Source organism: Pseudonocardia sp. T1-2H (genome assembly GCF_038039215.1).
In the GTDB taxonomy this organism is placed as follows: Bacteria; Actinomycetota; Actinomycetes; order Mycobacteriales; family Pseudonocardiaceae; genus Pseudonocardia.
On record NZ_JBBPCL010000001.1, the window covers coordinates 3568065 to 3592931 of the forward strand.

Here is a 24867-nt window from a genome sequence, read left to right on the forward strand (position 1 = left end):
GGGCCCGCTCCGGGCATGAACCGGGCCGCAGCGGGCACTCCGCACCATGACCGATCCGATCCACCGTTCCCCCCGACCGGTCGCGCTGGTCACCGGCGCCAGCCGCGGACTGGGCTTCCTGATCGCCCGCGAGCTCGCCGACCGCGGCCACGACCTCGTCATCTGTGCCCGCTCGGCGGACGGCCTCGCCGACGCCGCGGCGGACCTGCGCCGGCACGGCGGCGCCGTCGAGACCGTCGCGGCGGACGTCGGGGTGAAGGAGCAGGCCGAAGGCGTCGTGGCCGCCGCGCGGGAGCGGTTCGGGCGGCTGGACGTCCTGGTCACCAACGCCGGGATCATCCAGGTGGGTCCCGCCGAGGAGTTCGGGGCCCGGGACTACGCCGAGATCATGGACGCCGTCTTCTGGGGTGCCCTGCACCCGACGCTCGCGGCGATGCCGCTGCTGCGCGAGTCCCGGGGACGCATCCTGGCGATCACCTCGGTCGGCGGGAAGCTGCCCGCACCGCACCTGCTGCCCTACACCGCGGCGAAGCACGCGCAGGTCGGGTTCGCCGAGGGGCTCCGCGTCGAGGCGGCCGGACAGGGCGTGACGGTGACCGTCGGCGTCCCCGGGCTGATGCGCACCGGGTCCACCCGCAATGCGCTGTTCGCCGGGGACCGCGCGCGCGAGCGGCAGTGGTTCACCGCCGCGGCGAGCGTGCCCGTCCTGTCCATGGACGCCGAACGCGCCGCCCGCCGGCTGGTCGAGGCGGCGCTGCGCGGCCGGCCGGAGATCATCCTCACCCCCCTGGCGAAGCTCGGGGTCCGCTTCCACGCGCTCGCGCCGTCGACCTCGCTCCGGGTCGTCTCCCTCGTCGCCCGGCTGCTCCCGGGCCCCTCAGGGTCCGGAGAGCCGGTGCCGGGGCACGCCACCGGCCGCCAGCCCGGCTGGTTCGACCGGCTGACCGGGCGGGACCGGCGTGCCGCCAAGCGCTGGCACGAGCTGGACGACCAGGTCCCCAGTCCCTAGGAGGCCTCCCGGACGGCGTCCGCGAGCTGCTCCTTCGACATCGACGAGCGGCCGCTGACGTCGAGCTCGCGGGCCCGCTCGAGGAGCTCGGACTTCGTCGCGGACCTGAGGTCCTTCTCCTCCGCCCGCTCCTTGCCGGCCTTCTCCCCGCTCTTCTTCTCCTTCCCGGCCTTCCGCGAGCCGGTCCGTTTCTCCGCGCCGGCCCGCTCCGCGCCGGATCCACCCTTCCCGCGGGCCGCCTCCACGCTGCGCTGCAGCGCGGCGAGCAGGTCCGTCATGTCCGTCGGGTCCGGCGGCTCCGCCTCGCTGACGATCTCCCGGCCCTCGCGCTTGTCCTCGATCAGCTTCTCGACGCGCTCGCGGTAGGAGTCGCGGTACTGCTCCGGCTTCCACGGCCCGCTCATCGCGTCGATCAGCCGCATCGCCATCGCGAGCTCCTTGTCGTCCTTGCGCACCTCACGCGGGGACGGCAGATCCAGCATCTCGTGCGGGTCGCGGATCTCGTCCGGGAAGTAGAGCGTCTGCAGCGCGAGGACGTCCCGGTCCGGCCGGATCGCGGCCAGGTACTCCTTGCCGCGCATCACGAACGTGCCGATCGCGGCCCGGTTGCTGTCCGACAGGGCCTGCAGCAGCAGCGCGTAGGGCCGGTGGTACTCCTCGCCGGTGGGCGCGAGCCAATAGGTGCGCTGGTAGTAGATCGGGTCGATCTCGTCGAGGTCGACGAACTCCGAGATCTCCAGGTTCCGGGACCGTCCTGGGGCGATGGCCTCGAGCTCGTCCGGTTCGACGACGACGTACTTGCCGTCCCCGACGTCCGCGCCCTTGACGATGTCGCCGTACTCGACCTCGTCACCGGTCCGTTCGTTGACGCGCAGGTTGCGCACCCGGTCCGTGGTGCCGCGCTCGAACTGGTGGAAATGAACGGTGTGGTCCTCGGTCGCGCTGTACACGCCCACCGGGATCGACACCAGCCCGAAGCTGATCGAGCCCGCCCAGATCGCCCTGGCCATCGTCCCTCGCCTCCACCGACGCCGTCCTGGACCGGGCTACCCACATCGGGGTGCCGCTGCACCCGGGACCGGTCGCCACACTCCGCCGCAAGGGTGAGCCCCGCCGCGCCGGCGCTCATCGATGATCTCCGTTACGAGGAGGAATTCCGGACATTCGCGGCCCCTATTCGACGCGTGTAGCCTTTTCTGTGTAGACACCCCCGTCGCCGTGCCGCAACCGGTGCCCGGCACGGAGCGGGGCGGAAAAGCGGCCGCGACATTTCGGCAGGCCGCTGATCACGTCGAACGGGAATGCGCGATTCGCGTGCCCGAATCGACGTCTGCGGTGGAACCGCACACGATCAGGTCGCGTCGGTCGGTGAACGCCCCCCTTCCGACCGGCGCGGCCTCCCCGGCTCTCCCGGTTCGGAGGTGGTCTCGGTACGGGCTCCCCCGTTCCGTCCCGGTGCGACCCTCGCGGATCGGCGAGCGCAGGGCCGCGGATCCCGACACCATGTCCGGATGGATCCGGGGCGTCGAGCGCACTACGCGGACTTCTACGACCCCGCCGACGGGTCGGTCGCGCTGGTGCACGGCGACTGCCAGGCCGAGTCCCTGCGGGTCGTGCTCGCCGGGTCGCCGACCTTCCCCCACCGCACCGTCCGGATGCCGCCGGTGCACGAGCTCACGGCGGCCGACCTGCCGGCCCTGCACGCCCTGCTCGTCCGGACGCGGCTGCTGGCGAGCCAGCCCGTGCGCGACGACCACCGCGACCTGCCGCTGGGCACGCGCCAGCTCGCCGCCCTGCTGCCGGCGGACGCGCAGGTGCTGCGCTGGCCGGTGATCCACTACGCGGGTCTGCATCCGTGGTCCGCGATCGTGCGGCACCCGGCGGGCCGCTCGCTCGTCCCGCCCGTCGTGCCGTACCACGACCTGCGCACCCTGGCGGTGGCCGCGGGGCGCCCTGCCCCCAAGGAACCGGCGGAAGGGGCGGCGCTGCGCGAGGCGACCGCGCTGTCGGTCTCGCAGCTGGCGCACCGCGAGCGCTGCGATGCCGACGTCGGGGTGTCCGACCTGCTCGTCGGGCTCGGGGCCGCGGCGGCGCACACGCTCGACCATCCCGGTAACCCGGTACTCGTCGCGCTCGCCCGGCGGATCCAGGAGGCCGCGGGCTACCCGGCCGACGCCCCGGATCCCGGCCGGCCCCTGCTCGGCGGGATCCGGTCGCCCCTGACGGCGCCGGTCCTCGCCGCGCTCGACCTGGACGCCCCGGAACGTCCGTACTGGACCGTCGACGGCCGGACCCTCGACGAGGAGGCCGTCCGCGAGGCGCAGCTCCGCTGGTACCGCGAGCACCCCGTCTGGATCGCCGCGGGCCTGGCCCGGCACGCGGACGCCCTGCGCGTCCTGGGCCTCTGACCAACCGGTCAGGTCCCGGCCAGGTCCGTCCGGTCCAGCTGCTCGCGGAGCTCCGGGAGGGAGTCGAAGACCTCCTTGGCGCCGGACTCCTCCAGCTCCTCCACCGAGAACCCGCCGGTCCGGATCGCGTACCCGGGGAACCCGGCGCGCCCCGCGGCCTCGAAGTCCCACACCGAGTCCCCGACCACGACGGCGGACCGCCCGCCGACCTTCTCCAGCGCGACGACGAGCAGGTCCGGCGCCGGCTTCGTCTGCTCGACGTCCTCGCTCGTCGTCCAGGCCTCGCACAGCTCCCGGCCGCCGAAGAGGTCCAGGTAGGCGTCCACGTGGTCCGGTTTCCCGGAGCTGGCCAGGACCACCGTGAACCCGCGCTCCCGGACGTCCGTCAGCAGCTCCCGCACGCCCTCGAACGGCTGGACCTCCTTCAGCAGCGGCTGGAACTCCTCGGCCCACGCCGCGCGGAGGCCGTCGCCGTGCTCCTCCTCCACCCGCTCCCCCGCGACGGCCGCGACGAGCTGGTCCCCGCCCATCCCGATCGCCCGGTGCAGCCGCCAGACGGGCAGCGTCACGTCGTAGCGGCGGAAGGCGCGGAACCAGGCCAGCGCGTGGTGGTAGTTCGTGTCGACGAGGGTGCCGTCGACGTCGAAGATCGCCGTGTCCGCGGCCATCAGGAGCCTCCCGCCGAATTGACGGTCTCGGTGAGCTTGGCGACGGCGAAGCCCCACGCCTGGGAGACGGATGTCTTGGGCGGCACCGAGATCTCCTCCGGGTTCGTGACGACGTCGAGCAGCACCGGGCCGTCGTGGGCGAGGGCCTCCCGCACGGCGTCGTCGAGCTCGTCCGCCTTCTCCACGCGGACGCCGTGCAGCCCGCACGCCCGGCCGACGGCCGCGAGGTCGGGATTCTTCAGGACGGTGCCGTGCTCCGGCAGCCCCGCCTGCTCCTGCTCGAGCTTCACCATGCCGAGGCGCGAGTTGTCGAACACCACCAGTTTCACCGGCAGGTCGTACGCCACCGCGGTGAGGATGTCGCCCAGCAGCATCGTGAGCCCGCCGTCGCCGCAGAACGCGACGACCTGCCGGTTCCGGTCCAGCGCGGCCGCGCCGAGGGCCTGCGGCATCGCATTCGCCATCGAGCCCAGGTTGTAGGAGCCCAACAGGCGTCGGGTGCCGGACATCGTCACGAACCGGGAGAGCCAGACCGTTGCCATGCCGGTGTCCGAGGTGATCACGGCGTCGTCCGCCATGTGCCGGTCCAGGCTCGCGGCCAGCTGCTCGGGACGGATGGCGTGGTCCGGGTTGTCGAAGATCCGCCGGATCCGGCCCAGCTTCTCGTGGTCGTAGTTGGGGTCCGTGAGGTGGGACTGCCGCTCAGTCCACCTCTCCCAGTGGCCGCGACAGGAGTCCAGGTGCTTGCGGTCCCGGTCCTTCCTGCCCAGCACCGGCCGCAGCGCCGTGAGCGTCGCGCCCGAGTCCCCGACCAGCCCCAGGTCGACGTGCGTGCGGCGGCCGATGTGCTCGCCGTGCGCGTCGATCTGGACGACCGTCTTCCCCTCCGGGTACCACTCGCGGTAGGGGAAGTCCGTACCGACCATGAGGAGCAGGTCGCAGTCGTCGAACGCCTGCTGGGCGGCCGGGTTGCCGATCAGCCCGGACTGCCCGACCTGATAGGGGTTCTCCCGCTCCAGGCCCTCCTTGGCCTTCAGCGTGAGGACCATCGGGGCCGCCAGGGCCTCCGCCGTCGCGAGGACCTCGTCCCGCGCCTCCCGGGCGCCCTGTCCGACGAGCAGGGTCACCCGGTCCGCGGCGTCGATCAGGTCGGCCGCCCGGCGCAGGAGCTCCGGGGCCGGCGCGGTCGCCGGGTGGTGCTCGACGAAGTGCGGCAGCCCCCCGTCCGGCACCTCCTGCTCGCCGATGTCCCCGGGCAGGGTCAGCACCGCGACGCCGCGCTGCTGGTTGGCCGAGTTCACGGCCATCTCCAGCAGGTAGGGCAGCTGCTCGGGGCTGGTGATGGTGCGCGAGAAGACCGCCACGTCGCTGAAGAGTTGGTCGTTGTCGACCTCCTGGAAGTAGTTGCTGCCCACCTCGGCGAGCGGGACCTGCCCGCAGATCGCCAGGACGGGCGCGTGCGACTTCTTCGCGTCGTAGAGGCCGTTGAGGAGATGGACCGAGCCGGGGCCGACGGTCCCCATGCAGACGCCGAGGGTGCCGGTGAGCTGCGCCTGCGCCCCCGCGGCGAACGCGCCCACCTCCTCGTGCCGCACACCCACCCACTCCATGCGGTCCTCGGTGCGGATCGCGTTCGTGACGGGGTTCAGGGCGTCGCCGACCACGCCCCACACGGTGCGCACACCGTGCTCGGCGAGGGCGGTGACGAGCGTCGAGGCGACTGTCGCCATGGGGCTCCTCCAGCTGCGTCGGGGTCTGCGGTCGCCACCGCCTACCCGGCGGCCCTTCTCGCTATGCACCGGTACCGGGAGGCACGCCGCTCCCGGTCCGCGGCCCCGGGAGGGGTTACCCCGAAGGCCGGGGGGAACCCCGAGCGAATCCGATCGGAGGTGGCCGGTGGCGCTCGCCCCGCGGGAAGTGTTGTGCCCGAAGCGGATGCACCATGGACCGTGCGGCGGGGTCCGGGACGACCTGGCCTGCGAGATCGTGCCGGCCCGATGCCCGTTCACCGCGCGGGACGCGGCGGTGCCCTGGGCCGGTCCCGATGCCCCCGATCGTCCCGAACCCCCGCTGCTCACCCTCGCCGCGGCCCGCCCGGTCGTCCTCACGGACCTGACGGTCCCGCCCTTCGACGAGAGGGGCCTCACCGCGGTCGTCCGGGCCCTCGCGGGCTCCTGCGACGGGCTGCTGGTCGGTGAGCACCAGGGCCGGCCGGACTTCCCCCGTCCCTGATGACGGCGCTCGTCCGGGAGGCGGGTGGCGCTGCGTGGATCACGCTGACCTGTCGGGACCGCAACCGCGTCGTCCTGGAGCAGGAGCTGGCCGGGCTCGTCACCGCCCGCGCCGCCGGGGTGCTGTGCGCGACCGGCGACGGCCGGGCGCCCGGCGTGCGGCCGGAGGTCACCCAGGTGTTCGACGTCGACGGCACCCAGCTCGCCGCGATGGCCGCCGCGGCGGGCCTGCCGGTCGCCGTTCCGGAGGCCCCCGAGGCCCCGCCCCAGCGGCTGCGCCCGGGCCGGTTGCGGGAGAAGCAACGCGCCGGGGCACAGTTCGCGATCCTCAACCACGTGAGCTCCACCACCCGCATGGCGAACTTCCTGGCCGCCGCCCGCGCGGCAGGGGTCACGATCCCGCTGCTGGCGGGGGTCGCGGTCTACACCGACGCGCACTCCGCGGCGGTGCTGCAGCACTTCCCCGGCCTGCATCTCGACGACGAGCGGGTCGCCGCCGTCCTCGGGGCGCCGGACCCGGTGGCGGCCGGGATCGCGGAGGCGGTCGCGGAGGCCCGCGGGCTCCTGGCGCTCGACGGCGTCGTCGGCGTGAACCTGTCCGGGCTCGGCAGCTCGCACGGCCCGGCCGCGGGCGCCGAGATCAAGGCCGCGGTGGGCGACGAGCTGATCAGAGGGCCGGCATGACGGCCGGGGCGCAGCGGGCTATCTCCGCGGAGCTAGTACCCGCCGTCGCCCGCTGACCGGAATTCCGGGCGGGGCAGCGGGTACGGCCTCCCCGTGGCGAGCATCGGCTACTTCCTGTCCTGTGAGCAGTACGGCCCCAAGGAGCTGCATGCTGGAGGAGGCCGTGGAGGTCATCCGGCTGCTGCACCGCGGCGAGCAGGTCAGCCACAACGGCGACTACTACGTGGTGCAGGAGGCGCGGATCTACACCCGCCCCGAGCAGCCCGTCCCGATCTACGTCTCCGGGTTCGGTCCGCAGGCCACCCGGTTCGCCGGCCGGATCGGCGACGGCTACTGCACCGTCGTGCCGGACGCCGACCTCGTCCGGACCTTCCGCGAGTCCGGCGGCGGGGACAAGCCGGTCCAGGCGGGGCTGAAGGTCTGCTGGGACGCCGACCGCGAGGCCGCGCTGGACCGCGCCCACCGCCTGTGGGCCAACGACCTGCTGCCCGGCCAGCTCGCGCAGACCCTCCCCCGGCCGCAGGACTTCGCGGCCGCGATGACCCTGGTGCCCCGCGAGCAGGTCGCGGAGGCGATCGTCTGCGGCGACGACCCGCAGGCGCACCTCGCCCGGGTGCAGGCCTACGTGGACGCGGGCGTGGACGAGGTCTACGTGCAGCAGGTCGGCGAGGACCACGAGGGCTTCTTCCGAGGCTGGTCGGAGCAGGTCCTCCCGAAGCTGCGCTGATCCGAACCTGCACCGGACCGACCTGCACCGGGCCGACCTGCACCGGGCCTACCTGCACTGGGCCGCGCCCATCCTGGGTACCCGACCGCCATGACGACTTCCGACGAGCAGCAGGCCGACCTCACCGGACGCGTCCCGGAGCACGCGGACCTGCTGGTCGTCGGCGGCGGGCCCGCCGCGCTCGCCGCCGCGACCGGCTACCGCGACCACGGGGGCGAGGGCACGGTCGTCCTCGTCTCGGACGACGACACCCTGCCCTACTTCCGGCCGCCCCTGTCGAAGGACTACCTGCGCGGCGATACGGAGGAGGCCGACCTCCTGATCGAGCCGGGGTCGGCCTACGAGGACGCGGACATCGAGGCCCGGTTGAACGTCATGGTCACGGCGCTCGACGCGGGCGAGCGGACGGCCGTGCTCTCCGACGGCGCCCGGCTGACCTACGAGAACTGCGTGCTGGCGACCGGTGCCGCGCCGAAGCCGCTGCCGGTCCCGGGGGCGGACGATCCCCGCGTCGCCTACCTGCGGACCCTGGACAGTGCCCGCAGGCTGCGCGAGGCGGCGGAGAGAGCGCGCTCGGCGGTCGTCGTGGGATCGGGGTTCATCGGGTGCGAGGCCGCGGCGTCCCTGGCCCGGCGCGGCCTGGACGTCACGGTCGTCAGCACCGAAAAGCTCCCGCAGCAGGCGCGCCTCGGCCCGGACGTCGGCGAACGGATCGCCGGCTGGCTCGCCGACGAGGGGGTGACCCTCGTCGGCGGCGCCGAGGTCGAGGCGATCGAGGACGCGCAGCTGGTCCGGATCTCGGGCGGGGAACCGGTCCGCAGGGACCTCGTGCTCGTCGCGGCCGGGATCGACCCGCAGTCGACCCTCGCCGCCGCGACCGAGGCGGAGATCGAGAACGATCGGGTCGTCGTCGACGAGCACATGCGCAGCAGCGTTGCGGGCCTGTTCGCCGCGGGCGACGTGGCGTACGCCCGCAACGGGCTCGCGGGCCGGCACCTCGTCGTCGAGCACTGGGGCGACGCGGACACGATGGGCGGCATCGCGGGGGCGACCGCCGCCGGGGCCGACGCGTCGTGGGCGCAGGCCCCGGGCTTCTGGTCGGTCGTGGGCGATCACACGGTGAAGTACGCCGCCTGGGGCGACGGTTTCGACGACGTCGAGTTCGTCGACCACGGGAACGGCGCGTTCACCGCCTGGTACTCCGCCGACGGCGTGCTCGTCGGTGTCCTGACCCACGAGGCGGACGACGACTACGAGCGCGGATCGAAGCTGGTCGAGGAGGGTGCGTCCGTCTGTTGAGCGACGGCGTGCCTCGCCGACCTGCGCGCTGCGGCGCGCAGCGGTAGCGTCGTGCACGGCCCCGGGGTTCCCGGGTCGCCGTGGGTGCAGCCAGTCGCCCTTCCCTGTACGTCTCCTGGGAGGGTCATGTCCGCACCGAACCTGGTTCCCAGCGCTGCCCCCACGTCCACCGAACCGAACCCCGCCATTCGGCCGGACAGCGAGTACGCGGACCAGATGCCGCGCCTGCGCAGGTACGCGGCGCTCCACGAGGGGGACCCGCGACGGGCGGGATTGCGCGAGGAGCTGATCCTCGCCTTCCTGCCTGTCGTGGAGAACCTGGCCAAACGGCACGGCGCGGGCTATCCGGCGGCGAACGAGGACCTCGTGCAGGTCGGCACGATCGGCCTGATCAACGCCGTCGACCGCTGGGACCCGGACCGCGCCCAGGGCGACTTCCTCGGCTACCTCATCCCGTGCGTCCGGGGCGAGATCCTGCGCTACTTCCGGGACCGCACCTGGTCCACCCGGGTCCCGCGGCGGCTCAAGGAGCTCAGCATCGCGCTCACCCGCGCCACCGGCCCGCTGTCCCAGTCCCTCGGCCGCGCGCCCCGGCCCAGTGAGCTGGCCGAGCACCTCAAGGCGGACGTCAGCGAGATCATCGACGCGCTCGGCGCCAAGAACAGCCACCACGCCGGGCCGCTGGATGCCAGCGACCCCGAGACGGACTCCTCGCTCGCGGACCGCCTCGGCGAGCTCGACGGGGAGCTGGAGACCGTGGAGTACCGGCACGCGCTGCGGCCGCTGCTGGCCCAGCTACCCGACCGCGAGCGGACGATCCTGCTGCTGCGGTTCTTCGGCGAGATGACGCAGACGCAGATCGCGGACCGCATCGGGATCTCCCAGATGCACGTCTCCCGGCTGCTCAGCCGAACCCTCGAGCAGCTCCGCCAGGGCCTCGTCGAATCCGAGGCCTGATCCGGCGCGCCGGCCCCGGGATCCGGGACCGGCGCGCCGGGGTACAGCGGGTCAGTGGTGGGACACCCCCTCCACACCCGCCCCGGTCAGCGAGCGCACCTCCATCTCCGCGAACTTGCCCTCGTCCGCGCGCTCCTTCGACAGCACTGTGCCGAGGTAGCCGAGCAGGAACGACAGCGGGATCGAGACCAGGCCGGGGTTGTCCAGCGGGAACCAGTGGAAGTCCACGCCCTGCAGCATCGACGGGCTCCGGCCCGTCGCCGCGTCCACCGGCTTGCCCGAGACCACCGGCGAGAAGATGATCAGGATCAGGGTGATCCCGAGACCGCCGTAGATGCTCCACAGCGCGCCCTGGGTGTTGAACCGCTTCCAGAACAGCGAGTAGAGGATCGTCGGCAGGTTCGCCGAGGCCGCGACCGCGAACGCCAGCGCCACGAGGAACGCGATGTTCTGGCCGTTGGCCAGGATGCCGCCGAGGATGGCGACGATCCCGATGACCACCGCGGTCCGCCGGGCCACCTTGACCTCGGTCTGCTGCTCGTCCTGGACGTGGCCGTGCTTGATCACGTTGATGTAGATGTCGTGCGCGAACGACGCCGACGCCGTGATCGTCAGGCCCGCGACGACCGCGAGGATGGTCGCGAACGCGACGGCCGCGATCAGGCCCAGCAGCACCGTGCCGCCCAGCTCGTAGGCCAGCAGCGGGGCGGCGGAGTTGGCCGCGCCGGGCGCCTTCTTGATCGCGTCCGGCCCCACCAGCGCACCCGCGCCGTAGCCCAGCACCAGCGTGAACAGGTAGAACAGGCCGATCAGCCAGATCGCCCAGACCACCGAGCGGCGGGCCTCCTTGGCCGTGGGCACGGTGTAGAAGCGCATCAGGATGTGCGGCAGGCCCGCCGTCCCGAGCACGAGGGCGAGGCCGAGCGAGACGAAGTCCAGCTTCGTCAGCCCGGACTTGCCGTACTGGGCGCCGGGGCTGAGCAGCTTCTCCCCCGTCGCGCCCGCGCGCTCGACCGCGCTGCCCAACAGCGAGGAGAGGTTGAACTTGAACAGGGTGAGCACCCAGACCGTCATGACGGCGGCCCCGATGATCAGCAGCACCGCCTTGATGATCTGCACCCAGGTCGTGCCGCGCATGCCGCCGATCAGCACGTAGGCGATCATCAGCGCGCCGACGATCGCGATGACGACCGACTGGCCGGCCTTGCTCTTGATGTCCAACAGCAGCGCCACGAGGCCACCGGCGCCGGCCATCTGCGCGAGCAGGTAGAAGAACGACACGGCCAGCGTCGACGTGGCGGCCGCGGCGCGGACGGGACGCTGCCGCATCCGGAAGGCCAGGACGTCGCCCATCGTGTACTTGCCGGTGTTGCGCAGCAGCTCCGCGACCAGCAGGAGCGCCACGAGCCAGGCGACGAGGAAGCCGATCGAGTACAGGAAGCCGTCGTAGCCGTAGAGCGCGATCGCCCCGGCGATGCCGAGGAAGGAGGCGGCGGACAGGTAGTCGCCGGAGATCGCGATGCCGTTCTGCGGACCGGTGAACCCGCCGCCCGCGGTGTAGAAGTCCGACGCGCCGCTGCTGGCCTTCTTGCTGACCGCGATGACGATGCCGAGCGTGATGACGACGAACGCGCCGAAGATGCTGATGTTCAGGATCGGGCTGCTGCCCTCGACCCCCGGGGTCTGCGCGAGGATCATCGCTTCGTTCCCTCGATCTGCTCACGGATCGCGGTGGCCGCCGGGTCGAACTGCTTGTCGGCCCACTTCACGTACCAGGTCGTGATCGCGAACGTCGAGACGAACTGCAGCAGTCCGAAGACCAGGCCCACATTGATGTTGCCGACCAGCTTGATCGCCATGAACGACGGCGCGTAGCTCGCCAGCAGGACGTAGAGCAGGTACCAGGCCAGGAACGCGGCGGTGAGCGGGAAGATGAACTTCCGGAGCCGGCTGCGCAGCTGCTGGAACTCCGGGCTCGCCTGGACCGTTGCCCAGTCGGGCGCCTCCGTCCGCGGGCCCGACGGCGGGCCGGACGGTGGCGGGGACTCGGTGGTGCTCACGTTGCCTCCTTGCACGTGTCGGATCACTCGCGGACCACAGGAAAGGCGCTCGGCGTCCGGGGCGGAAGTAAGCCACGACACACCGCACGGCCGGACGACGAACGGCCGACGAACGGCCACGATTCACGACGAACGGTTACCCGGCCCACAAGGCAGGAAAGCCACCTTTCCGCCGAAATCTGGCGTGAACGTGCTTTCCTGCCGGTCAAGGGGTGCGCGTCTCGTCGAGGTGCAGGCGCAGCATGGTGGACTCCGCGCCCGGCGGCGCGTCGTCCGCCAGGGACACCAGGATCATCGTCAGGAACGCCAGCGGCACGGACCACAGCGCGGGCTGGCCCAGCAGCAGCGCGGTCAGCCCCGGTTCCGGCCGCAGCAGCAGGCTCGCCCCCATCACCCCGGCGGAGGAGAGCAGCCCCACGGTCATCCCGACGAACGCCCCGCGCGGCGTCAGCCGCCGCCACCAGATCCCGAGCACCAGCAGCGGGCAGAACGTCGACGCCGCGACGGCGAAGGCGGACGTGACGACCGCGCCCACGTCGATCCGGACGGCGAGCAGCGCGAGCGGCACGACCACGGCGGCCGCGACGATCGCGCTCACCCGCAGCCTGCGCAGCCCGCCGGGCAGCAGGTCGTGCGCCACCGCGCCGGCCAGCGCGAGGACGAGGCCCAGCGAGGTCGCGAGGAACGCCGCGAACGCCCCCGCGGTGAGCAGCGCGGTGAAGACGGTGCCGGCCACGCCGCCGTCGACCCGGCTCGGCAGTGCGACGACCGCGGTGTCCGTCGCGCCGGAGAGGTACAGCTCCGGCAGCAGGATCCCGCCGAGCAGCCCGTACACGGCCGGGAACAGGTAGAACGTGCCGAGCAGGCCGACGGTGATCGCGGCCGTCCGGCGGGCGGCGCGGCCGTCCGGGTTGGTGTGGAAGCGGACGATGACATGGGGCAGGCCCATGGTGCCCAGCGCCGTCGCCACCAGCACCGACCAGGTGGCCAGCAGCGGGTGGCCGGACCCGTTGTCGAGCAGCGGGCGCTGCCACGGTTCGCTGCCCGGCAGCGCCACCCCGCGGATCTCCGGCACCCGTCCGCCCGCCGGGAAGATCCAGCGCCCGTCCTCCGGCGCGACGTGCTCGCCCGGGCCCAGCGTGCGCGGGACGCCGTCCGCCACGACCGTGATCGGCTCGCGGACCTCGAGCCGGGTGTCCAGCCGGAACTGGACCTCGGTGGCCGCCGGGAACCGGCTGTACTCGGCGGGGTGCAGCGCCTCCCGGCGGGTGTCCGCGCCCACGGCGAGCAGCAGCCAGACCGCCGGGACGATGAACAGGACGAGCTTGAGCACGAACTGGAAGGCCTGGACGTACGTCGCCGCGCGCATCCCGCCGAGCGCCAGGGTGATGGCCACGGACGCCCCGGCCACGACGACGCCGACCCAGTACGGCGTGCCGCCCACGACCGTCAGCACCTGCCCCGCCGCCGTGAACTGCGGGACCAGGTAGAGCCCGGCGATCACCAGCACCACCAGCGCGCTGAACCGGCGCAGCCGTGGCGAGCCCAGCCGGGCCTCGGCGAAGTCCGGGACGGTCAGTGCGCCCGTCCGGCGCATCGGCGCGGCGACCAGCACGAGCATCAGCAGGTACCCCGCGGTGAACCCGACCGGGTACCAGAGCGCGCCCACCCCGTTCTTGACGACGAGCCCCGCGACCCCGAGGAACGACGCCGCGGACAGGTACTCGCCGGAGACGGCCGCGGCGTTGAGGGTGGGCGAGATGCGCCGGGACGCGACGAGGAAGTCCGAGGTGGTGCGCAGGGTGGCGATCCCACGGGCCCCGATCAGCAGCGTCGCCAGGATGACAGGGAGGGCGGCGAGGGCGATCACCGTTCGGTCTGCTCCGCCCGCCGCAGCTGCCACCACGCCAGGAGGGCGAGGAACGGGTACGGCAGCACCGCCACCGCGAGCCACGCCACCGGCACGTCCGCGACACGGAGCGCGAGCAGCACCGAAGTGAGGTGCAGCAGCGCGGGAAGCCCCACCAGCAGCGCCGCCCCGCCGGTCAGGGAGAAGGCGGCCCAGCGGAGCTGCGTGCGCCGGATCCGCTCGGCCCGCGCGCGCTCGGACTCGGTGAGCCGCGGCGGCGGCACCGCGATCCCGCCCCGGCGGGCCGTCAGCACGACGGCGGTCTGCGGGCTCGTCACGGTGACCCGGCGCTGGCGGCTCACCGGGCCGCCCCGCCGAGCTCGCCGCGGGTGGCCGCCTCCAGGAGCAGGTCCCGCAGCTGACGGGCGTGCCGGCGGCTCACCGGGACGTCCCCGGCGTCGGTGTGCGCGAGCAGGCCGCCGCCGGAGTCGCTGCGCAACTCCTGCACGGCCCGGACGGCGAGCAGGAACCCGCGGTGCACCCGCACGTACCCGACCCCGCCCCAGTGCTCCTCGAGCCGGGAGATCGGGATGCGGACGAGATGCGCGTCGTCCCGGGTGTGCAGCCGCACGTAGTCCCCGTTGGCCTCGGCGAACCGGACGTCGTCCCGGCGCACCCAGCGGGTCCGCCCGGCGAGCTCGACGGGCACGGCCGCCAGCTCGTCGAGGGCGGGCGTCTCGGGCTCCGCGCCCCCGGCGGCGGGGGCCGCGACCCGGCGCACCCGGCCCAGCGCCGCGTCCAGGCGCTCGGCCGAGACGGGTTTGAGCAGGTAGTCCAGCGCGCCGACGCCGTACGCGGACACGGCGTGCTCCTCGAACGCCGTGACGAAGACGATCTCGGGCGGATCAGTCATCCGCGCCAGCAGCGAGGCCAACTCGAGGCCGTCCATGCCCGGCATCGAGATGTCCAGGAACACCGCGTCCAGCCGCTCCGTACCCTGCAGGATCCGCAGCGCGGACACCGCGTCCCCCGCCCGGAGGACCTCGCGGACGCACGGGGCCGCGGCCAGCAGCCGGCACAGCTCGTCGAGGGCGGGGGCGACGTCGTCGACGGCCAGCACGCGCAACCTCACGGCAGCGGGGTTCACGGCGCCTCCGCGGGGAGGAGCACATCGGCGGTGTTCGACGGCGCCTCCGCGGGACGGAACACGTCGGCGGTGTTCGACGGCGCCTCCGCGGGACGGAACACGTCGGCGGTGTTCGACGGCGCCTCCGCGGGACGGAACACGTCGGCGCTCATGACGCGACGACCCCCGGCTGGAACCGCGGCACCCGCACGACGATCCGGGTCCCGGCTCCCTCGGCCGTCTCGATGACCAGGCCGTACTGCGGCCCGTAGACCGCGCGCAGCCGCCGGTCCACGTTCGCCAGCGCCAGGCCCGAGCCCGACCCGACGCCGGCCAGCACCGCGCGGGCGAGCTCGGGATCCATCCCCGGCCCGTCGTCCTCGACGGCGATCACGCAGTCCGTGCCCTGGGCCTCGCCGCTGACCTGCACCGATCCTCCGCCCTCGACCCGTTCGACGCCGTGCTGCACCGCGTTCTCCACCAGCGGCTGCAGCGCCAGGAACGGCACGGCCACCGGCAACACCTCCGGCGCGATCCGCACCTGCACCCGCAGCCGGTCCCCGAGCACGGCCCGGGCCAGCGCGAGGTAGGCCTCGATCGCGAGGAACTCCCCGGCGACGGTCGTGTACTCACCGCGCCGTGCGAGATTGTGCCGGGTGTACTCCGCGAAGTCCCCGATGAGGTCTCGCGCCCGGTCGGGGTCCGAGCCGACGAACGCACCGATCGTCGTCAGCGCGTTGTAGACGAAGTGTGGGGAGATCTCCGCGCGCAGGGCGCGCAGCTCCGCGGCCTCGGCCGCCCCGGCCGACGACTCGAGCCGCCCGCGGACCAGCGCCTCCCCCACCCACCTCGCGGCCTGCCGCGCGGCGGCTGCCCGGACGTCCCCGACGACGACGAGCACGCCGGCCAGCTCGTCCCTGACCTGCAGTGGGAGCGCGAGGACGCGCCCTGCCCGGCCTGCCCGGTGCCCGTCGCGGCGGACGTGCGCGACGAGCTCGGCGGCGTCCTCGGCCGGGCGTCCGGACCAGACCGGCGGGTCCCGGAGATCGGCGAGGCCCACGGCGTCCGCCTCCAGCAGGCCACGCAGCCGCCGCGCCGCGGACACCGCGCGGTCCCCGCGGAGCCCGTCGCGCAGGTCCTCGGCGACCCTGCCGCCGACGGCGAGGACCGCCATCGCCTCGTCCGCCCCGCTGCGGCCGCGCCGTGCGCCGAACCAGCCGCGACGACGGCGGGGTGCGGTGGTGTCCTCGAGCCGGGCCGGGTCCTCCGCGGCGACGACCGGTGAGCCGGCGGTGGGGGATCCGGCGGCGTCGGCGATCACGGGACAACCCTAGGGATGTGCGGGATCCACCGAAACCGGGAACATGGTCCCGGTGACCCGATTCTCGACGACCAACGAGTCCGAGGCCGTCGTGGCGGCCGACCGCAGCAAGATCTGGGCGGTGCTCACCGATCCGGTGCTCCTGCCGAAGCTGACCCCGCTGCTGCGGAGCATCGACGCCGACGGCGACATCTGGCGCTGGCACATGATGCGCCTCGCCGTGCTCGGCGTCGGCATCACGCCGACGTTCACCGAGCGGATGCGGTTCGACGAGGGACGGCGGATCGACTACACGCACGAGCCGCCGCCCGGCGTCTCCGAGTTCACCGGCGCCGAGGGCTGGTACTCCCTTGCCGACGCGCCGGGCGGGACGCGCCTGGGGATCAGCCTGACGCTGCACGTCGAGCTGCCGCTGTCCCGGCTCCTCACCCCGGCGGTGCAGGCCGTCATGAACGCGACGCTGCAGCGCACCGGGGACCGGTTCACCGCCAACCTGCTGCGGCACCTCGGGGCCGAGGAGGTCGTCGGCTGACCTTTCAGCGCCCTCTCAGGCTCGGCACAGCCCCCGCCGTCGACTTGTGGGTTGACTGTGGGTAGGCGCATCCGACGCAGGGAGGGCACATGGCCGAGACGGCCGTACTACCGATCCACATGCGGCGCGACGAGTTCGATCCCGCACCGGAGCTGGGCGAGGTGCGCGACGGCGAGGGCCTGCGCCACATCGAGACGCCGTTCGGGCCCGCCTGGATGGTGACCCGCTACGCGGACATCCGCGAGGTCCTCGGCGACGCCGGGCGGTTCAGCAATGCCCGGCGCCTGATGTTCCGTCCGCCCGGCGGACCAGAGCTGACCGACGAGGAGATCGCCCGGCTGCGGGCCGGCAACCTGCTCGCGTTCGACCCGCCGGAGCACACCCGGCTGCGGAAGCTGCTCTCGCGGGAGTTCACGCTCCGCCGGATGCGCCGGCTCGAGCCCCGGATCCAGGAGATCGTCGACGAGCACCTCGACGCCATGGAGCGCACGGGGCCGCCGGCGGACCTGGTCGCGGACTTCGCGCTACCGGTGCCGTCGCTGGTCATCTGCGAGCTTCTCGGCGTCCCCTACTCCGACCGCGAGGGATTCCAGCGCCGCACGAGCCGGCTGCTCGACATCTCCCTCCCGACGGAGGAGCGGATGACGGTCCAGCGCGAGTCCCGGGACTACATGGCCGAGCTCGTCGCGCGGGTCCGGGCCGACCCGGACGACGCGTTGCTGGGGATGCTGGTCCGCGAGCACGGCGACGAGCTGACCACCGACGAGCTGATCGGGATCGCCGGGCTGCTGCTGATCGCCGGGCACGAGACGACGTCGAACATGCTCGGTCTCGGCACGCTCGCGCTGCTCCGCCACCCGGATCAGCTGGCCCTCGTGCGGGACGACCCGGCCGCGGTCGGCCCGGCCGTCGAGGAGCTGCTGCGCTGGCTGTCCATCGTCCACTCGGGGACCACCAAGACCACGACCACCGAGGTCGAGATCGCCGGCCACACCCTCCCCGCGGGGGAGACGGTGCTGTGCGCGCTGCCCGCCGGGAACCGGGACGCGGCGCTGGTCGAGGATCCGGACCGGCTCGACGTCAGGCGCGGCGCGATCGGGCATCTCGCGTTCGGCCACGGCGTCCACCACTGCCTCGGCGCCCCGCTGGCGCGGATGGAGATGCAGGTCGCGTTCCCGGCGCTGCTGCGACGGTTCCCGGGCCTCGCGGTGGCCGACGAGGCGCGCTTCCGGTCGTTCCACGCCATCTACGGCATGGAGACCCTGCCCGTGACCTGGTGACCGCGGCTCCCCGACACGGACACGGCCGGACCGGACGCAGAGGCGTCCGGTCCGGCCGAGGCGGTGCGAGGTGAGCGGTGCCTAGTGCTCGTGCACCATCACGCCGCGGATGTTCTTGCCGTTGAGCAGGTCGTCGTAGCCCTCGTTGACCTGCTCGAGGGTGTAGGTCCTGGTGATCAGCTCGTCGAGCTTGAGGTCACCGGACTGGTACAGCCCGAGGATCTTCGGGATGTCGACGGTCGGGTTGCAGTCGCCGAACAGGGCGCCCTTCACGGTCTTGCGGAACAGCGTCATGATCGAGCCGGGCAGCTGGACGTTGGCGATGTCCAGCCGGTTCAGGCCGGTCAGGACGACCGTGCCGCCCTTGCCGGTCGCGTTGAACGCGCCCGTCACGATGGGCTCGTCGACGATGCCGGCGGTGACGATGGACTTGTCAGCGCCGTTGCCGTTGGTCATCGCCCGGGCGAGGTCACCGGCCTCCTCGATGCTGGCGACGGCGTGCGTGGCGCCGAGCTCCATCGCCTTCTCCCGCTTGTTCTGCAGCGGGTCGACGGCGATGAGGTTCTTCGCACCGGCGAAACGAGCGCCCTGCACGGCGTTGATGCCGATGCCGCCGACGCCGGAGACGATCACGGTCTCGCCCGGCTGGACGTCCGCGGCGTTGACCGCCGAGCCCCAGCCGGTCGGGACGCCGCAGCCGACGAGCACGGCCTTGTCCAGCGGCAGGTCGTCGTCGACCTTCACGACGGAGTTCTGGTGGATCGTGCCGTACTGGCTGAACGTGCCCAGCATGCACATGGCGCCGTACTCGCCCCTGGGGCCGGTGAGCGGGAAGCGCGGGCCGGGCAGGTAGCCCTCGAGGATCGTGGCGCCCATGTCGCAGATGGACTGCCGACCGGTGGCGCACCACCGGCAGACGCCACAGTTCGGGATGAACGAGCAGACGACGTGGTCACCGGCCTTGACCCGGGTGACTCCCTCGCCGACCTCCTCGATGATCCCGGCGCCCTCGTGGCCCAGCACCATCGGCAGCCGGGCCTCCATGTCGCCGTGGGAGATGTGCACGTCGGAGTGGCACAGGCCCGCGTAGGTGTAGCGGATGAGCACCTCTCCGGCCTTGGGGCCGTCGAGCTCCAGCTCCTCGATCTCGATCGGCTTGCCGGTCTCGTAGACGACTGCGGCCTTGGTCTTCACGAATGTGACTCCTCGTCGTTGTGGAGTGGACACGCTGTCCGGGTGGACGCCAGGCCGGCGCGGGCGGGGGCACCCCCACGGGCCGACGGATCACTCGACTATGGCGCGTCGCGTCGCGTAGTGACTGTCGCATACGTGGACACTTCCCGCGAGGATTGGCGCCGGGTGACCACGACGCCCACGATTACCACCGCCACGGCGATCACCGCGGTCATCATCAGGTCGAACCGGGAGCCCTGCCGCAGCGCCATGTAGACCAGCATCAACGGGATCACGACGATCACCGCCCAGGTCAGGACGGGGTAGGCCCACATCCGGACCGGCATCGCGCTGCCGGCCTCGTCGAGCTTGCGCCGCAGCCGCAGCTGCGACACCGCGATCACCAGGTAGACGAGCAGGGCGACCGCGCCGGACGTCGCGAGCAGCGTCGTGAACACCGCCTCCGGGAAGACGTAGTTCGCGATCACCGCGAGGAACCCGACGATCGTCGACGCGAGCACCGCGATCCGCGGCACCCCTTCCCGGGTGGTGTGCATGACGGCGGCCGGCGCCTGGCCGCGGCGACCGAGCGAGTAGATCATCCGCGACGCCGTGTAGAGCGCCGAGTTGAGGCAGCTCGCGACCGCGACCAGCACCACGATGTCCACGATCGCCTTCGCCCCGGGGATGCCGATGGCGTCGAGCGCGGACTGGTAGGAGCCGTTCTCGGCGAGCCCCGGGCTGTTCCACGGCACCAGCGCGACGACGAGCAGGATCGACGCCAGGTAGAACACCGAGATCCGCCAGATCACCGAGCGGGTCGCCTTGCCGATCTTCTCCGCGGGGTTCTCGGACTCGGCCGCCGCGATCGTCACGATCTCGGTGCCCATGAAGCTGAACATCGTGACGAGCACGGCGGCGATCACGGCGCCGAAGCCGTGGGGCAGGAAGCCGCCCTGGTCGTAGAGCCGGGAGACCCCGCTGACGTCGCTGCCGGGCAGGACGCCGAGCACCGCCAGCACGCCGATCACGATGAACGCGACGATCGCGACCACCTTGAGCAGCGCGAACCAGAACTCGAACTCGCCGTAGTTCGCGACGCTGAACAGGTTGGTCACCGTGAGCAGGACCGTGATGATCAACGCCCAGGTCCATTGCGGGACCGAGGTGACCCAGGAGTTCAGGATCGTCGCGGCCGCCGTCGCCTCGACGGGGATCACCAGCACCCAGAACCACCAGTACAACCAGCCGACGCTGAACCCGGCCCACGGGCCGATGGCCCGGTCCGCGTACGTGGAGAACGAGCCCGAGTCCGGCGTCGCCGCCGCCATCTCGCCCAGCATCCGCATCACCAGGATCACGAGCAGCCCCGCGAACGCGTAGGCGATGATCACGCCCGGCCCCGCCGAGGCGATCGCGGTGCCGGAGCCGACGAACAGCCCTGCCCCGATCACCCCCGCGATACTGATCATGGTGACGTGCCGGTTCTTCAGCCCGGAGCTGAGCGCGGTTCCCGCCTCTGCCATGTGTGGTCCCTCTTCCGTCGGCGCCTGACCCGGATCGCGGGTGCGACGCATCGTCACACCGTCGGGCCACGGCCGCAGCCGGGGGGCGCCGGTCAGGACACGGGTGTCCCGACTGTCCGCCGAGCCCGGTCGGCGCGGCGGACGTAGGGCGCGACCGGGCTGAACCGCAGGGCCGAGGGCAGGGCCCGCACCAGCGCGCGATCGCCACTCACCCGGACCCGCCCGTCCCGCCGCGCCGCGGCGAGCGGCACGCGCCCCTCCCACACCTGGTAGAGCACCGACAGCGAGGACTCGATCACGACGTCCACGTCGAACCCGGGATCGGTGAAGCACAGCGAGACGTCGTGGTGCTCGGTGACGAGCCAGTAGCGCACCCGCTGCCCGTCCGGCACGAGCACGTTGATCACGACCCGGGGCCGGCCGAACGCGGCGGCGTCGATCCCGCCCCGCATCCACCACATCAGGACCGTCGAGTCGAGCTCGTCGGCGCGCGGCTCGCCGAACGCCCACTGCGCGCCCCACTCGGCCAGCCCGAACACCACCGGACGGAGCCCCTCGCAGGCCTCGGTCGGGACGTACTCGCCGTCCCGGTGCACCACCAGCCCGTCCCGTTCGAGCTGGTCCAGCCGCTTGGACAGCAGCCCGCGGGAGAGCCGGGGCAGGCCGCGAGCGAGCTCGTTGAACCGGGTGACCCCGACCAGCAGGTCACGGATGATCAGCAGGGTCCAGCGGTCCCCCAGCACCTCGAGGGAGCGGGTGATCGGACAGTACTGCCCGTAGCGCGCCATCCGGACGATGGTGCTCCTGGTTCAGAAGCAGAACTATCCGGCGAACAGGGTCATTCCTAGCGTCGACGGCATGACGCTCACACCGGAGATGACCACGTCCACCGGCGGGATCACGGCCGACGAGGCCGTCGCCCTCGCCACGACCGTCGGCCGGGCCGCCGCGCCCCACGAGGCCGCGCACGACCGGGACGGCACGTTCGTCACCGAGGCCTACGCCGCGATGGGGGAACACGGGTACCTTCGCCTGCCGGTCCCGGTCGAGCTCGGCGGGCTCGGCGCCGGGATGCGGGAGGTGGTGCTCGCCCAGCGGGAGCTCGCGCGCTGGTCCGGCTCCGCCGCCCTGGCCTCGACCATGCACCTCTACCTCACGTTCGTGCAGTGCTGGCGCCGACGACGTGGCGCGCCGGACGCCGAGGGGGTACTGCGCAAGGTGGCCGGGGAAGGCCTGGTGATGGCGACGAGCGGCGGCTCGGACTGGGTCTGCCCGACGACCGTGGCGACCGAGGTGGAGGGCGGGTTCCGGTTCCGCGGCCGGAAGGAGTTCTGCACCCAGTCCCCGGTCGCGGGCGTCCTCTCGACGTCGGCGACGCTCGGCGAGCCCGGCCCCGACGCCGTCGTGCTGCACGCCGGGGTGCCGCTGTCCGCGCCGGGGGTCACGCTCGTCGAGACCTGGGACACCCTCGGCATGCGAGGGACGGCGAGCCACAGCCTCGTGTTCGACGACGTGTTCGTGCCCGCCGAGAAGGTCGTCGGCCGGCGGCCTTACGGGGTGCTGGCGGGACCGCTGCTCGTCGCGGCGATCCACTTCGCGCCGCTCTGCGGCGCCGTCTACCTCGGGGTGGCCGACGGGGCCTGCGCCGAGGCGGCCCGGGTGCTGGCGGGCCGCGGGGCCGGCGGCTCTCGCCAGCTGGGCGAGATGCGCGCCCGGTTGCGCGTCGCCTGGTGGGCCCTGCACGCCTCGGTGGACGAGATCGGCCCGGATCCCGCGGCCGACGACACCGCACTGGCCACCGTCATGACGGCCAAGCGGCACGCCGTGCTCGAGGCCAGGGCCGTCGTCGACATCGCGCTGGAGGCCGTCGGCGGGGCGGCCTTCTTCCGCACGTCGCCCCTGGAGCGGGCCTACCGGGACGTCCGGGGCGGCCCGTTCCACCCGCTCACCCCGGAGGCCACCCTGGCCCTCCTCGACCGCTGACCCCGCCATCGACGCACGAGCGGCGCTCTCGCTCAGACCTGGTGAGCGGAAGCGCCGTTCGTGAAGGCACCAGGAGCTACTCCGGGTCCGCGACCGCTCCGGCGAACTGGGCGTCGTACAGGGCGTGGTACGCCCCCCGCGCGGCCAGCAGCTCCTCGTGCGTGCCCTGCTCCACGATCCGCCCGGACTCCATGACCAGGATCAGGTCCGCGTCCCGGATCGTGGAGAGCCGGTGGGCGATCACGAAGCTGGTGCGGTCCGTGCGCAGGGCGGCCATCGCCCGCTGCACCAGCACCTCGGTGCGGGTGTCGACGGAGCTGGTGGCCTCGTCGAGGATCAGCAGCGACGGATCGGCGAGGAACGCCCGCGCGATCGTGATCAGCTGCTTCTCCCCCGCGCTGACGTTGCTGCCCTCCTCGTCGATCACGGTGTCGTAGCCGTCCGGGAGGCTGCGGACGAACCGGTCCACGTACGTCGCCTTCGCCGCGGCGAGGAGCTGCTCCTCGGTGGCGTCCGGGTTGCCGTAGGCGATGTTGTCCCGGATGGTGCCGCCGAAGAGCCAGGTGTCCTGCAGGACCATCCCGATGCCGGAGCGCAGGTCCCGCCGGGTCATGGCCGCGATGTCCACGCCGTCGAGGGTGATCCGGCCGGAGTCCAGCTCGTAGAACCGCAGGATCAGGTTGACCAGGGTGGTCTTGCCGGCCCCCGTCGGGCCGACGATGGCGACGGTCTGGCCCGGCTCCGCGACGAGCGACAGGTCGTCGATCAGCGAGGTGTCCGGCAGGTACCGGAACGAGACGTGCTCGAACGCCACCCGCCCGCGGCGCTCGGTCCGCACCTGCGGTGCGGCCGGATCCGGGCGCTGCTCCTCGGCGTCCAGCAGCTCGAACACCCGCTCCGCGGACGCGACGCCGGACTGCAGCAGGTTCGCCATCGACGCCGCCTGGGTCAGCGGCTGGGTGAACTGGCGCGAGTACTGGATGAACGCCTGGACGTCGCCCAGGCTCATCGAGCCCGACGCCACCCGCAGCCCGCCGATCACCGCGACCAGCACGTAGTTCAGGTTCCCGATGAACATCATCGACGGCATGATCGTCCCGGAGATGAACTGGGCGCGGAAGCTCGCCTCGAACAGCTTCTCGTTCTTCTCCGTGAAGCTCTGCTCCACCTCCGAGCGCCGGCCGAACACCCGCACCAGCTCGTGCCCGGTGAAGGCCTCCTCGATGTGCCCGTTCAGCGCGCCGGTGTTGCGCCACTGCGCCACGAACTGCTTCTGCGAGCGCTTCGCGATGGCCCGGGTCAGCCCCACCGACACCGGGATCGTGATCAGGGCGATCAGCGACAGCAACGGCGAGACCACGAACATCATCGCCAGCACGCCGACGACCGTGAGCACGGACGTGAGCAGCTGGCTCATCGTCTGCTGCAGGCTCTGTGAGACGTTGTCGATGTCGTTGGTGACGCGGCTGAGCACCTCGCCGCGCTGCTGGCCGTCGAAGTAGCGCAGCGGCAGCCGGTTGATCTTGTCCTCGACGTCCCGGCGCATCGTGAAGATCGTCCGCTGCACGATGCCGTTGAGCAGGTAGCCCTGCAGGTAGCCGAACACCGCGGCGCCGAGGTAGATCGCCATCACGCCGAGCAGCACCAGGCCGAGGGCGCGGAAGTCGATCCCCACCCCCGGGACCACGTGCTGCGCCTCGATCACGTTGGCGACGGTCTCGTTGCCGGATGCCCGCGCCCCGGCGGCGGCCTGCTCCGCGGTGAGCCCGGCCGGGAGCTGCCGGCCGATGACGCCGGCGAAGATCAGGTCCGTCGCCCGGCCGAGGATCTTCGGGCCGACCACGTTGAGCGCCACGCTGACGACGCCGAGGACGATCACGAGGAGCACGCCGAGCCGCTCCGGCGCGAGCCGGCCGGCGAGCCGCTTCGCCGAGGGACCGAAGGTCGACGCCTTCTCCGCCGGCTGCCCGGCGCCGGCCCACGGCGGTCCCCCGCCGCGGCGGGCGTTCGCCATGCCGCGGGCGGCCTGGACGG

At 72.7% G+C, this 24867-nt stretch carries 24 protein-coding genes; 10 read left to right on the forward strand and 14 right to left on the reverse strand.

Annotated features, from left to right (window positions below):
• The first annotated feature begins 46 nt into the window (after positions 1-46).
• Positions 47-1009, forward strand: coding sequence for an SDR family NAD(P)-dependent oxidoreductase (locus WBK50_RS17630; protein ID WP_341336669.1), 963 nt, complete (start codon positions 47-49; stop codon positions 1007-1009).
• On the opposite strand, the gene ku is transcribed toward WBK50_RS17630, so the two are convergent.
• Positions 1006-2019, reverse strand: a complete 1014-nt coding sequence (ku, locus tag WBK50_RS17635; RefSeq protein ID WP_341336670.1) for a non-homologous end joining protein Ku — start codon at positions 2017-2019, stop codon at positions 1006-1008. The two genes, WBK50_RS17630 and ku, sit on opposite strands and share 4 nt — an antisense overlap.
• Before the next feature lie 501 nt (positions 2020-2520).
• Here ku and WBK50_RS17640 point away from each other — a divergent pair.
• The gene (locus WBK50_RS17640) at positions 2521-3417 is read left to right on the forward strand and encodes a WcbI family polysaccharide biosynthesis putative acetyltransferase (RefSeq protein ID WP_341336671.1); all 897 of its coding nucleotides are present in this window, start codon (positions 2521-2523) and stop codon (positions 3415-3417) included.
• 8 nt (positions 3418-3425) lie between these two features.
• On the opposite strand, the gene WBK50_RS17645 is transcribed toward WBK50_RS17640, so the two are convergent.
• Both WBK50_RS17645 and WBK50_RS17650 read right to left on the reverse strand, forming a co-directional pair.
• On the reverse strand, positions 3426-4085 hold the full coding sequence (locus WBK50_RS17645) for an HAD family hydrolase (protein WP_341336672.1): 660 nt from the start codon (positions 4083-4085) through the stop codon (positions 3426-3428).
• A complete protein-coding gene (locus WBK50_RS17650) occupies positions 4085-5815 on the reverse strand; it encodes a thiamine pyrophosphate-dependent enzyme (RefSeq protein ID WP_341336673.1) in 1731 nt (576 codons plus the stop codon). The genes WBK50_RS17645 and WBK50_RS17650 overlap by 1 nt, the downstream gene beginning before the upstream one ends.
• Before the next feature lie 166 nt (positions 5816-5981).
• On the opposite strand from WBK50_RS17650, the gene WBK50_RS17655 reads away from it, so the two are divergent.
• From WBK50_RS17655 to WBK50_RS17675, 5 genes are all read left to right on the forward strand, one after another.
• Positions 5982-6317 carry a hypothetical protein gene (locus tag WBK50_RS17655; RefSeq protein WP_341336674.1) on the forward strand — a complete coding sequence of 112 codons (336 nt, stop codon included), beginning with the start codon at positions 5982-5984 and terminating at the stop codon, positions 6315-6317.
• Positions 6317-7000 carry a hypothetical protein gene (locus WBK50_RS17660; RefSeq protein ID WP_341336675.1) on the forward strand — a complete coding sequence of 228 codons (684 nt, stop codon included), beginning with the start codon at positions 6317-6319 and terminating at the stop codon, positions 6998-7000. Before WBK50_RS17655 ends, WBK50_RS17660 begins: the two co-directional genes overlap by 1 nt.
• A 121-nt stretch (positions 7001-7121) precedes the next feature.
• Positions 7122-7727, forward strand: a complete 606-nt coding sequence (locus WBK50_RS17665; RefSeq protein WP_341336676.1) for a TIGR03557 family F420-dependent LLM class oxidoreductase — start codon at positions 7122-7124, stop codon at positions 7725-7727.
• A gap of 90 nt (positions 7728-7817) precedes the next feature.
• Positions 7818-9026: an NAD(P)/FAD-dependent oxidoreductase gene (locus tag WBK50_RS17670; RefSeq protein WP_341336677.1), complete on the forward strand. Its 1209-nt coding sequence runs from the start codon at positions 7818-7820 to the stop codon at positions 9024-9026.
• A 126-nt stretch (positions 9027-9152) separates the two neighbouring features.
• Positions 9153-9983, forward strand: coding sequence for a SigB/SigF/SigG family RNA polymerase sigma factor (locus WBK50_RS17675; RefSeq protein ID WP_341336678.1), 831 nt, complete (start codon positions 9153-9155; stop codon positions 9981-9983).
• Positions 9984-10034: 51 nt separating this feature from the next.
• On the opposite strand, the gene WBK50_RS17680 is transcribed toward WBK50_RS17675, so the two are convergent.
• The 7 genes from WBK50_RS17680 to WBK50_RS17710 all read right to left on the reverse strand — a co-directional run bounded on the left by WBK50_RS17680 (position 10035) and on the right by WBK50_RS17710 (position 16192).
• Positions 10035-11681 (reverse strand): solute symporter family protein, encoded by a 1647-nt coding sequence (locus WBK50_RS17680; RefSeq protein WP_341336679.1) that lies wholly within the window; start codon positions 11679-11681, stop codon positions 10035-10037.
• Positions 11678-12043: a DUF485 domain-containing protein gene (locus WBK50_RS17685; RefSeq protein WP_341336680.1), complete on the reverse strand. Its 366-nt coding sequence runs from the start codon at positions 12041-12043 to the stop codon at positions 11678-11680. The genes WBK50_RS17680 and WBK50_RS17685 overlap by 4 nt, the downstream gene beginning before the upstream one ends.
• A gap of 205 nt (positions 12044-12248) precedes the next feature.
• Positions 12249-13913: a sodium/solute symporter gene (locus WBK50_RS17690; protein ID WP_341336681.1), complete on the reverse strand. Its 1665-nt coding sequence runs from the start codon at positions 13911-13913 to the stop codon at positions 12249-12251.
• Entirely contained in the window at positions 13910-14254 is a 345-nt protein-coding gene (locus WBK50_RS17695; protein ID WP_341336682.1) for a hypothetical protein, read from the reverse strand. The genes WBK50_RS17690 and WBK50_RS17695 overlap by 4 nt, the downstream gene beginning before the upstream one ends.
• Positions 14251-15039: a LytR/AlgR family response regulator transcription factor gene (locus WBK50_RS17700; protein WP_341336683.1), complete on the reverse strand. Its 789-nt coding sequence runs from the start codon at positions 15037-15039 to the stop codon at positions 14251-14253. The genes WBK50_RS17695 and WBK50_RS17700 overlap by 4 nt, the downstream gene beginning before the upstream one ends.
• Complete coding sequence (locus WBK50_RS17705; RefSeq protein WP_341336684.1) at positions 15036-15191, reverse strand: hypothetical protein; 156 nt, start codon at positions 15189-15191, stop codon at positions 15036-15038. Before WBK50_RS17705 ends, WBK50_RS17700 begins: the two co-directional genes overlap by 4 nt.
• Positions 15188-16192, reverse strand: a complete 1005-nt coding sequence (locus tag WBK50_RS17710; protein ID WP_341339419.1) for a sensor histidine kinase — start codon at positions 16190-16192, stop codon at positions 15188-15190. Before WBK50_RS17710 ends, WBK50_RS17705 begins: the two co-directional genes overlap by 4 nt.
• 199 nt (positions 16193-16391) lie before the next feature.
• Between WBK50_RS17710 and WBK50_RS17715 the strand changes: the two genes are divergently transcribed.
• Together WBK50_RS17715 and WBK50_RS17720 are read left to right on the forward strand one after the other, a co-directional pair.
• Positions 16392-16871, forward strand: a complete 480-nt coding sequence (locus WBK50_RS17715) for an SRPBCC family protein (RefSeq protein ID WP_341336685.1) — start codon at positions 16392-16394, stop codon at positions 16869-16871.
• Positions 16872-16960: 89 nt separating this feature from the next.
• Positions 16961-18151 carry a cytochrome P450 gene (locus WBK50_RS17720; protein WP_341336686.1) on the forward strand — a complete coding sequence of 397 codons (1191 nt, stop codon included), beginning with the start codon at positions 16961-16963 and terminating at the stop codon, positions 18149-18151.
• An 81-nt stretch (positions 18152-18232) separates the two neighbouring features.
• On the opposite strand, the gene WBK50_RS17725 is transcribed toward WBK50_RS17720, so the two are convergent.
• The 3 genes from WBK50_RS17725 to WBK50_RS17735 all read right to left on the reverse strand — a co-directional run bounded on the left by WBK50_RS17725 (position 18233) and on the right by WBK50_RS17735 (position 21638).
• Positions 18233-19345: an NDMA-dependent alcohol dehydrogenase gene (locus WBK50_RS17725; protein ID WP_341336687.1), complete on the reverse strand. Its 1113-nt coding sequence runs from the start codon at positions 19343-19345 to the stop codon at positions 18233-18235.
• Between the two features lie 98 nt (positions 19346-19443).
• Entirely contained in the window at positions 19444-20850 is a 1407-nt protein-coding gene (gene gabP / locus WBK50_RS17730; protein ID WP_341336688.1) for a GABA permease, read from the reverse strand.
• Positions 20851-20942: 92 nt separating this feature from the next.
• On the reverse strand, positions 20943-21638 hold the full coding sequence (locus WBK50_RS17735; RefSeq protein ID WP_341336689.1) for a winged helix-turn-helix transcriptional regulator: 696 nt from the start codon (positions 21636-21638) through the stop codon (positions 20943-20945).
• Positions 21639-21708: 70 nt separating this feature from the next.
• Here WBK50_RS17735 and WBK50_RS17740 point away from each other — a divergent pair, with 70 nt between their 5' ends.
• Positions 21709-22833 carry an acyl-CoA dehydrogenase family protein gene (locus tag WBK50_RS17740; protein WP_341336690.1) on the forward strand — a complete coding sequence of 375 codons (1125 nt, stop codon included), beginning with the start codon at positions 21709-21711 and terminating at the stop codon, positions 22831-22833.
• Positions 22834-22909: 76 nt separating this feature from the next.
• On the opposite strand, the gene WBK50_RS17745 is transcribed toward WBK50_RS17740, so the two are convergent.
• Positions 22910-24847, reverse strand: coding sequence for an ABC transporter ATP-binding protein (locus WBK50_RS17745; protein WP_341339420.1), 1938 nt, complete (start codon positions 24845-24847; stop codon positions 22910-22912).
• Positions 24848-24867: the final 20 nt, after the last annotated feature.

Bases quoted from the DNA above. Each gene is read 5' to 3' on its own strand.
- gabP (WP_341336688.1), bottom strand. From the start codon at position 20,850: ATGGCAGAGGCGGGAACCGCGCTCAGCTCCGGGCTGAAGAACCGGCAC.
- ku (WP_341336670.1), bottom strand. From the start codon at position 2,019: ATGGCCAGGGCGATCTGGGCGGGCTCGATCAGCTTCGGGCTGGTGTCG.
- WBK50_RS17640 (WP_341336671.1), top strand. From the start codon at position 2,521: ATGGATCCGGGGCGTCGAGCGCACTACGCGGACTTCTACGACCCCGCC.
- WBK50_RS17740 (WP_341336690.1), top strand. From the start codon at position 21,709: ATGACGCTCACACCGGAGATGACCACGTCCACCGGCGGGATCACGGCC.
- WBK50_RS17645 (WP_341336672.1), bottom strand. From the start codon at position 4,085: ATGGCCGCGGACACGGCGATCTTCGACGTCGACGGCACCCTCGTCGAC.
- WBK50_RS17680 (WP_341336679.1), bottom strand. From the start codon at position 11,681: ATGATCCTCGCGCAGACCCCGGGGGTCGAGGGCAGCAGCCCGATCCTG.
- WBK50_RS17675 (WP_341336678.1), top strand. From the start codon at position 9,153: ATGTCCGCACCGAACCTGGTTCCCAGCGCTGCCCCCACGTCCACCGAA.
- WBK50_RS17745 (WP_341339420.1), bottom strand. From the start codon at position 24,847: ATGGCGAACGCCCGCCGCGGCGGGGGACCGCCGTGGGCCGGCGCCGGG.
- WBK50_RS17630 (WP_341336669.1), top strand. From the start codon at position 47: ATGACCGATCCGATCCACCGTTCCCCCCGACCGGTCGCGCTGGTCACC.
- WBK50_RS17670 (WP_341336677.1), top strand. From the start codon at position 7,818: ATGACGACTTCCGACGAGCAGCAGGCCGACCTCACCGGACGCGTCCCG.
- WBK50_RS17720 (WP_341336686.1), top strand. From the start codon at position 16,961: ATGGCCGAGACGGCCGTACTACCGATCCACATGCGGCGCGACGAGTTC.
- WBK50_RS17660 (WP_341336675.1), top strand. From the start codon at position 6,317: ATGACGGCGCTCGTCCGGGAGGCGGGTGGCGCTGCGTGGATCACGCTG.
- WBK50_RS17710 (WP_341339419.1), bottom strand. From the start codon at position 16,192: ATGGCGGTCCTCGCCGTCGGCGGCAGGGTCGCCGAGGACCTGCGCGAC.
- WBK50_RS17705 (WP_341336684.1), bottom strand. From the start codon at position 15,191: ATGAGCGCCGACGTGTTCCGTCCCGCGGAGGCGCCGTCGAACACCGCC.
- WBK50_RS17735 (WP_341336689.1), bottom strand. From the start codon at position 21,638: ATGGCGCGCTACGGGCAGTACTGTCCGATCACCCGCTCCCTCGAGGTG.
- WBK50_RS17650 (WP_341336673.1), bottom strand. From the start codon at position 5,815: ATGGCGACAGTCGCCTCGACGCTCGTCACCGCCCTCGCCGAGCACGGT.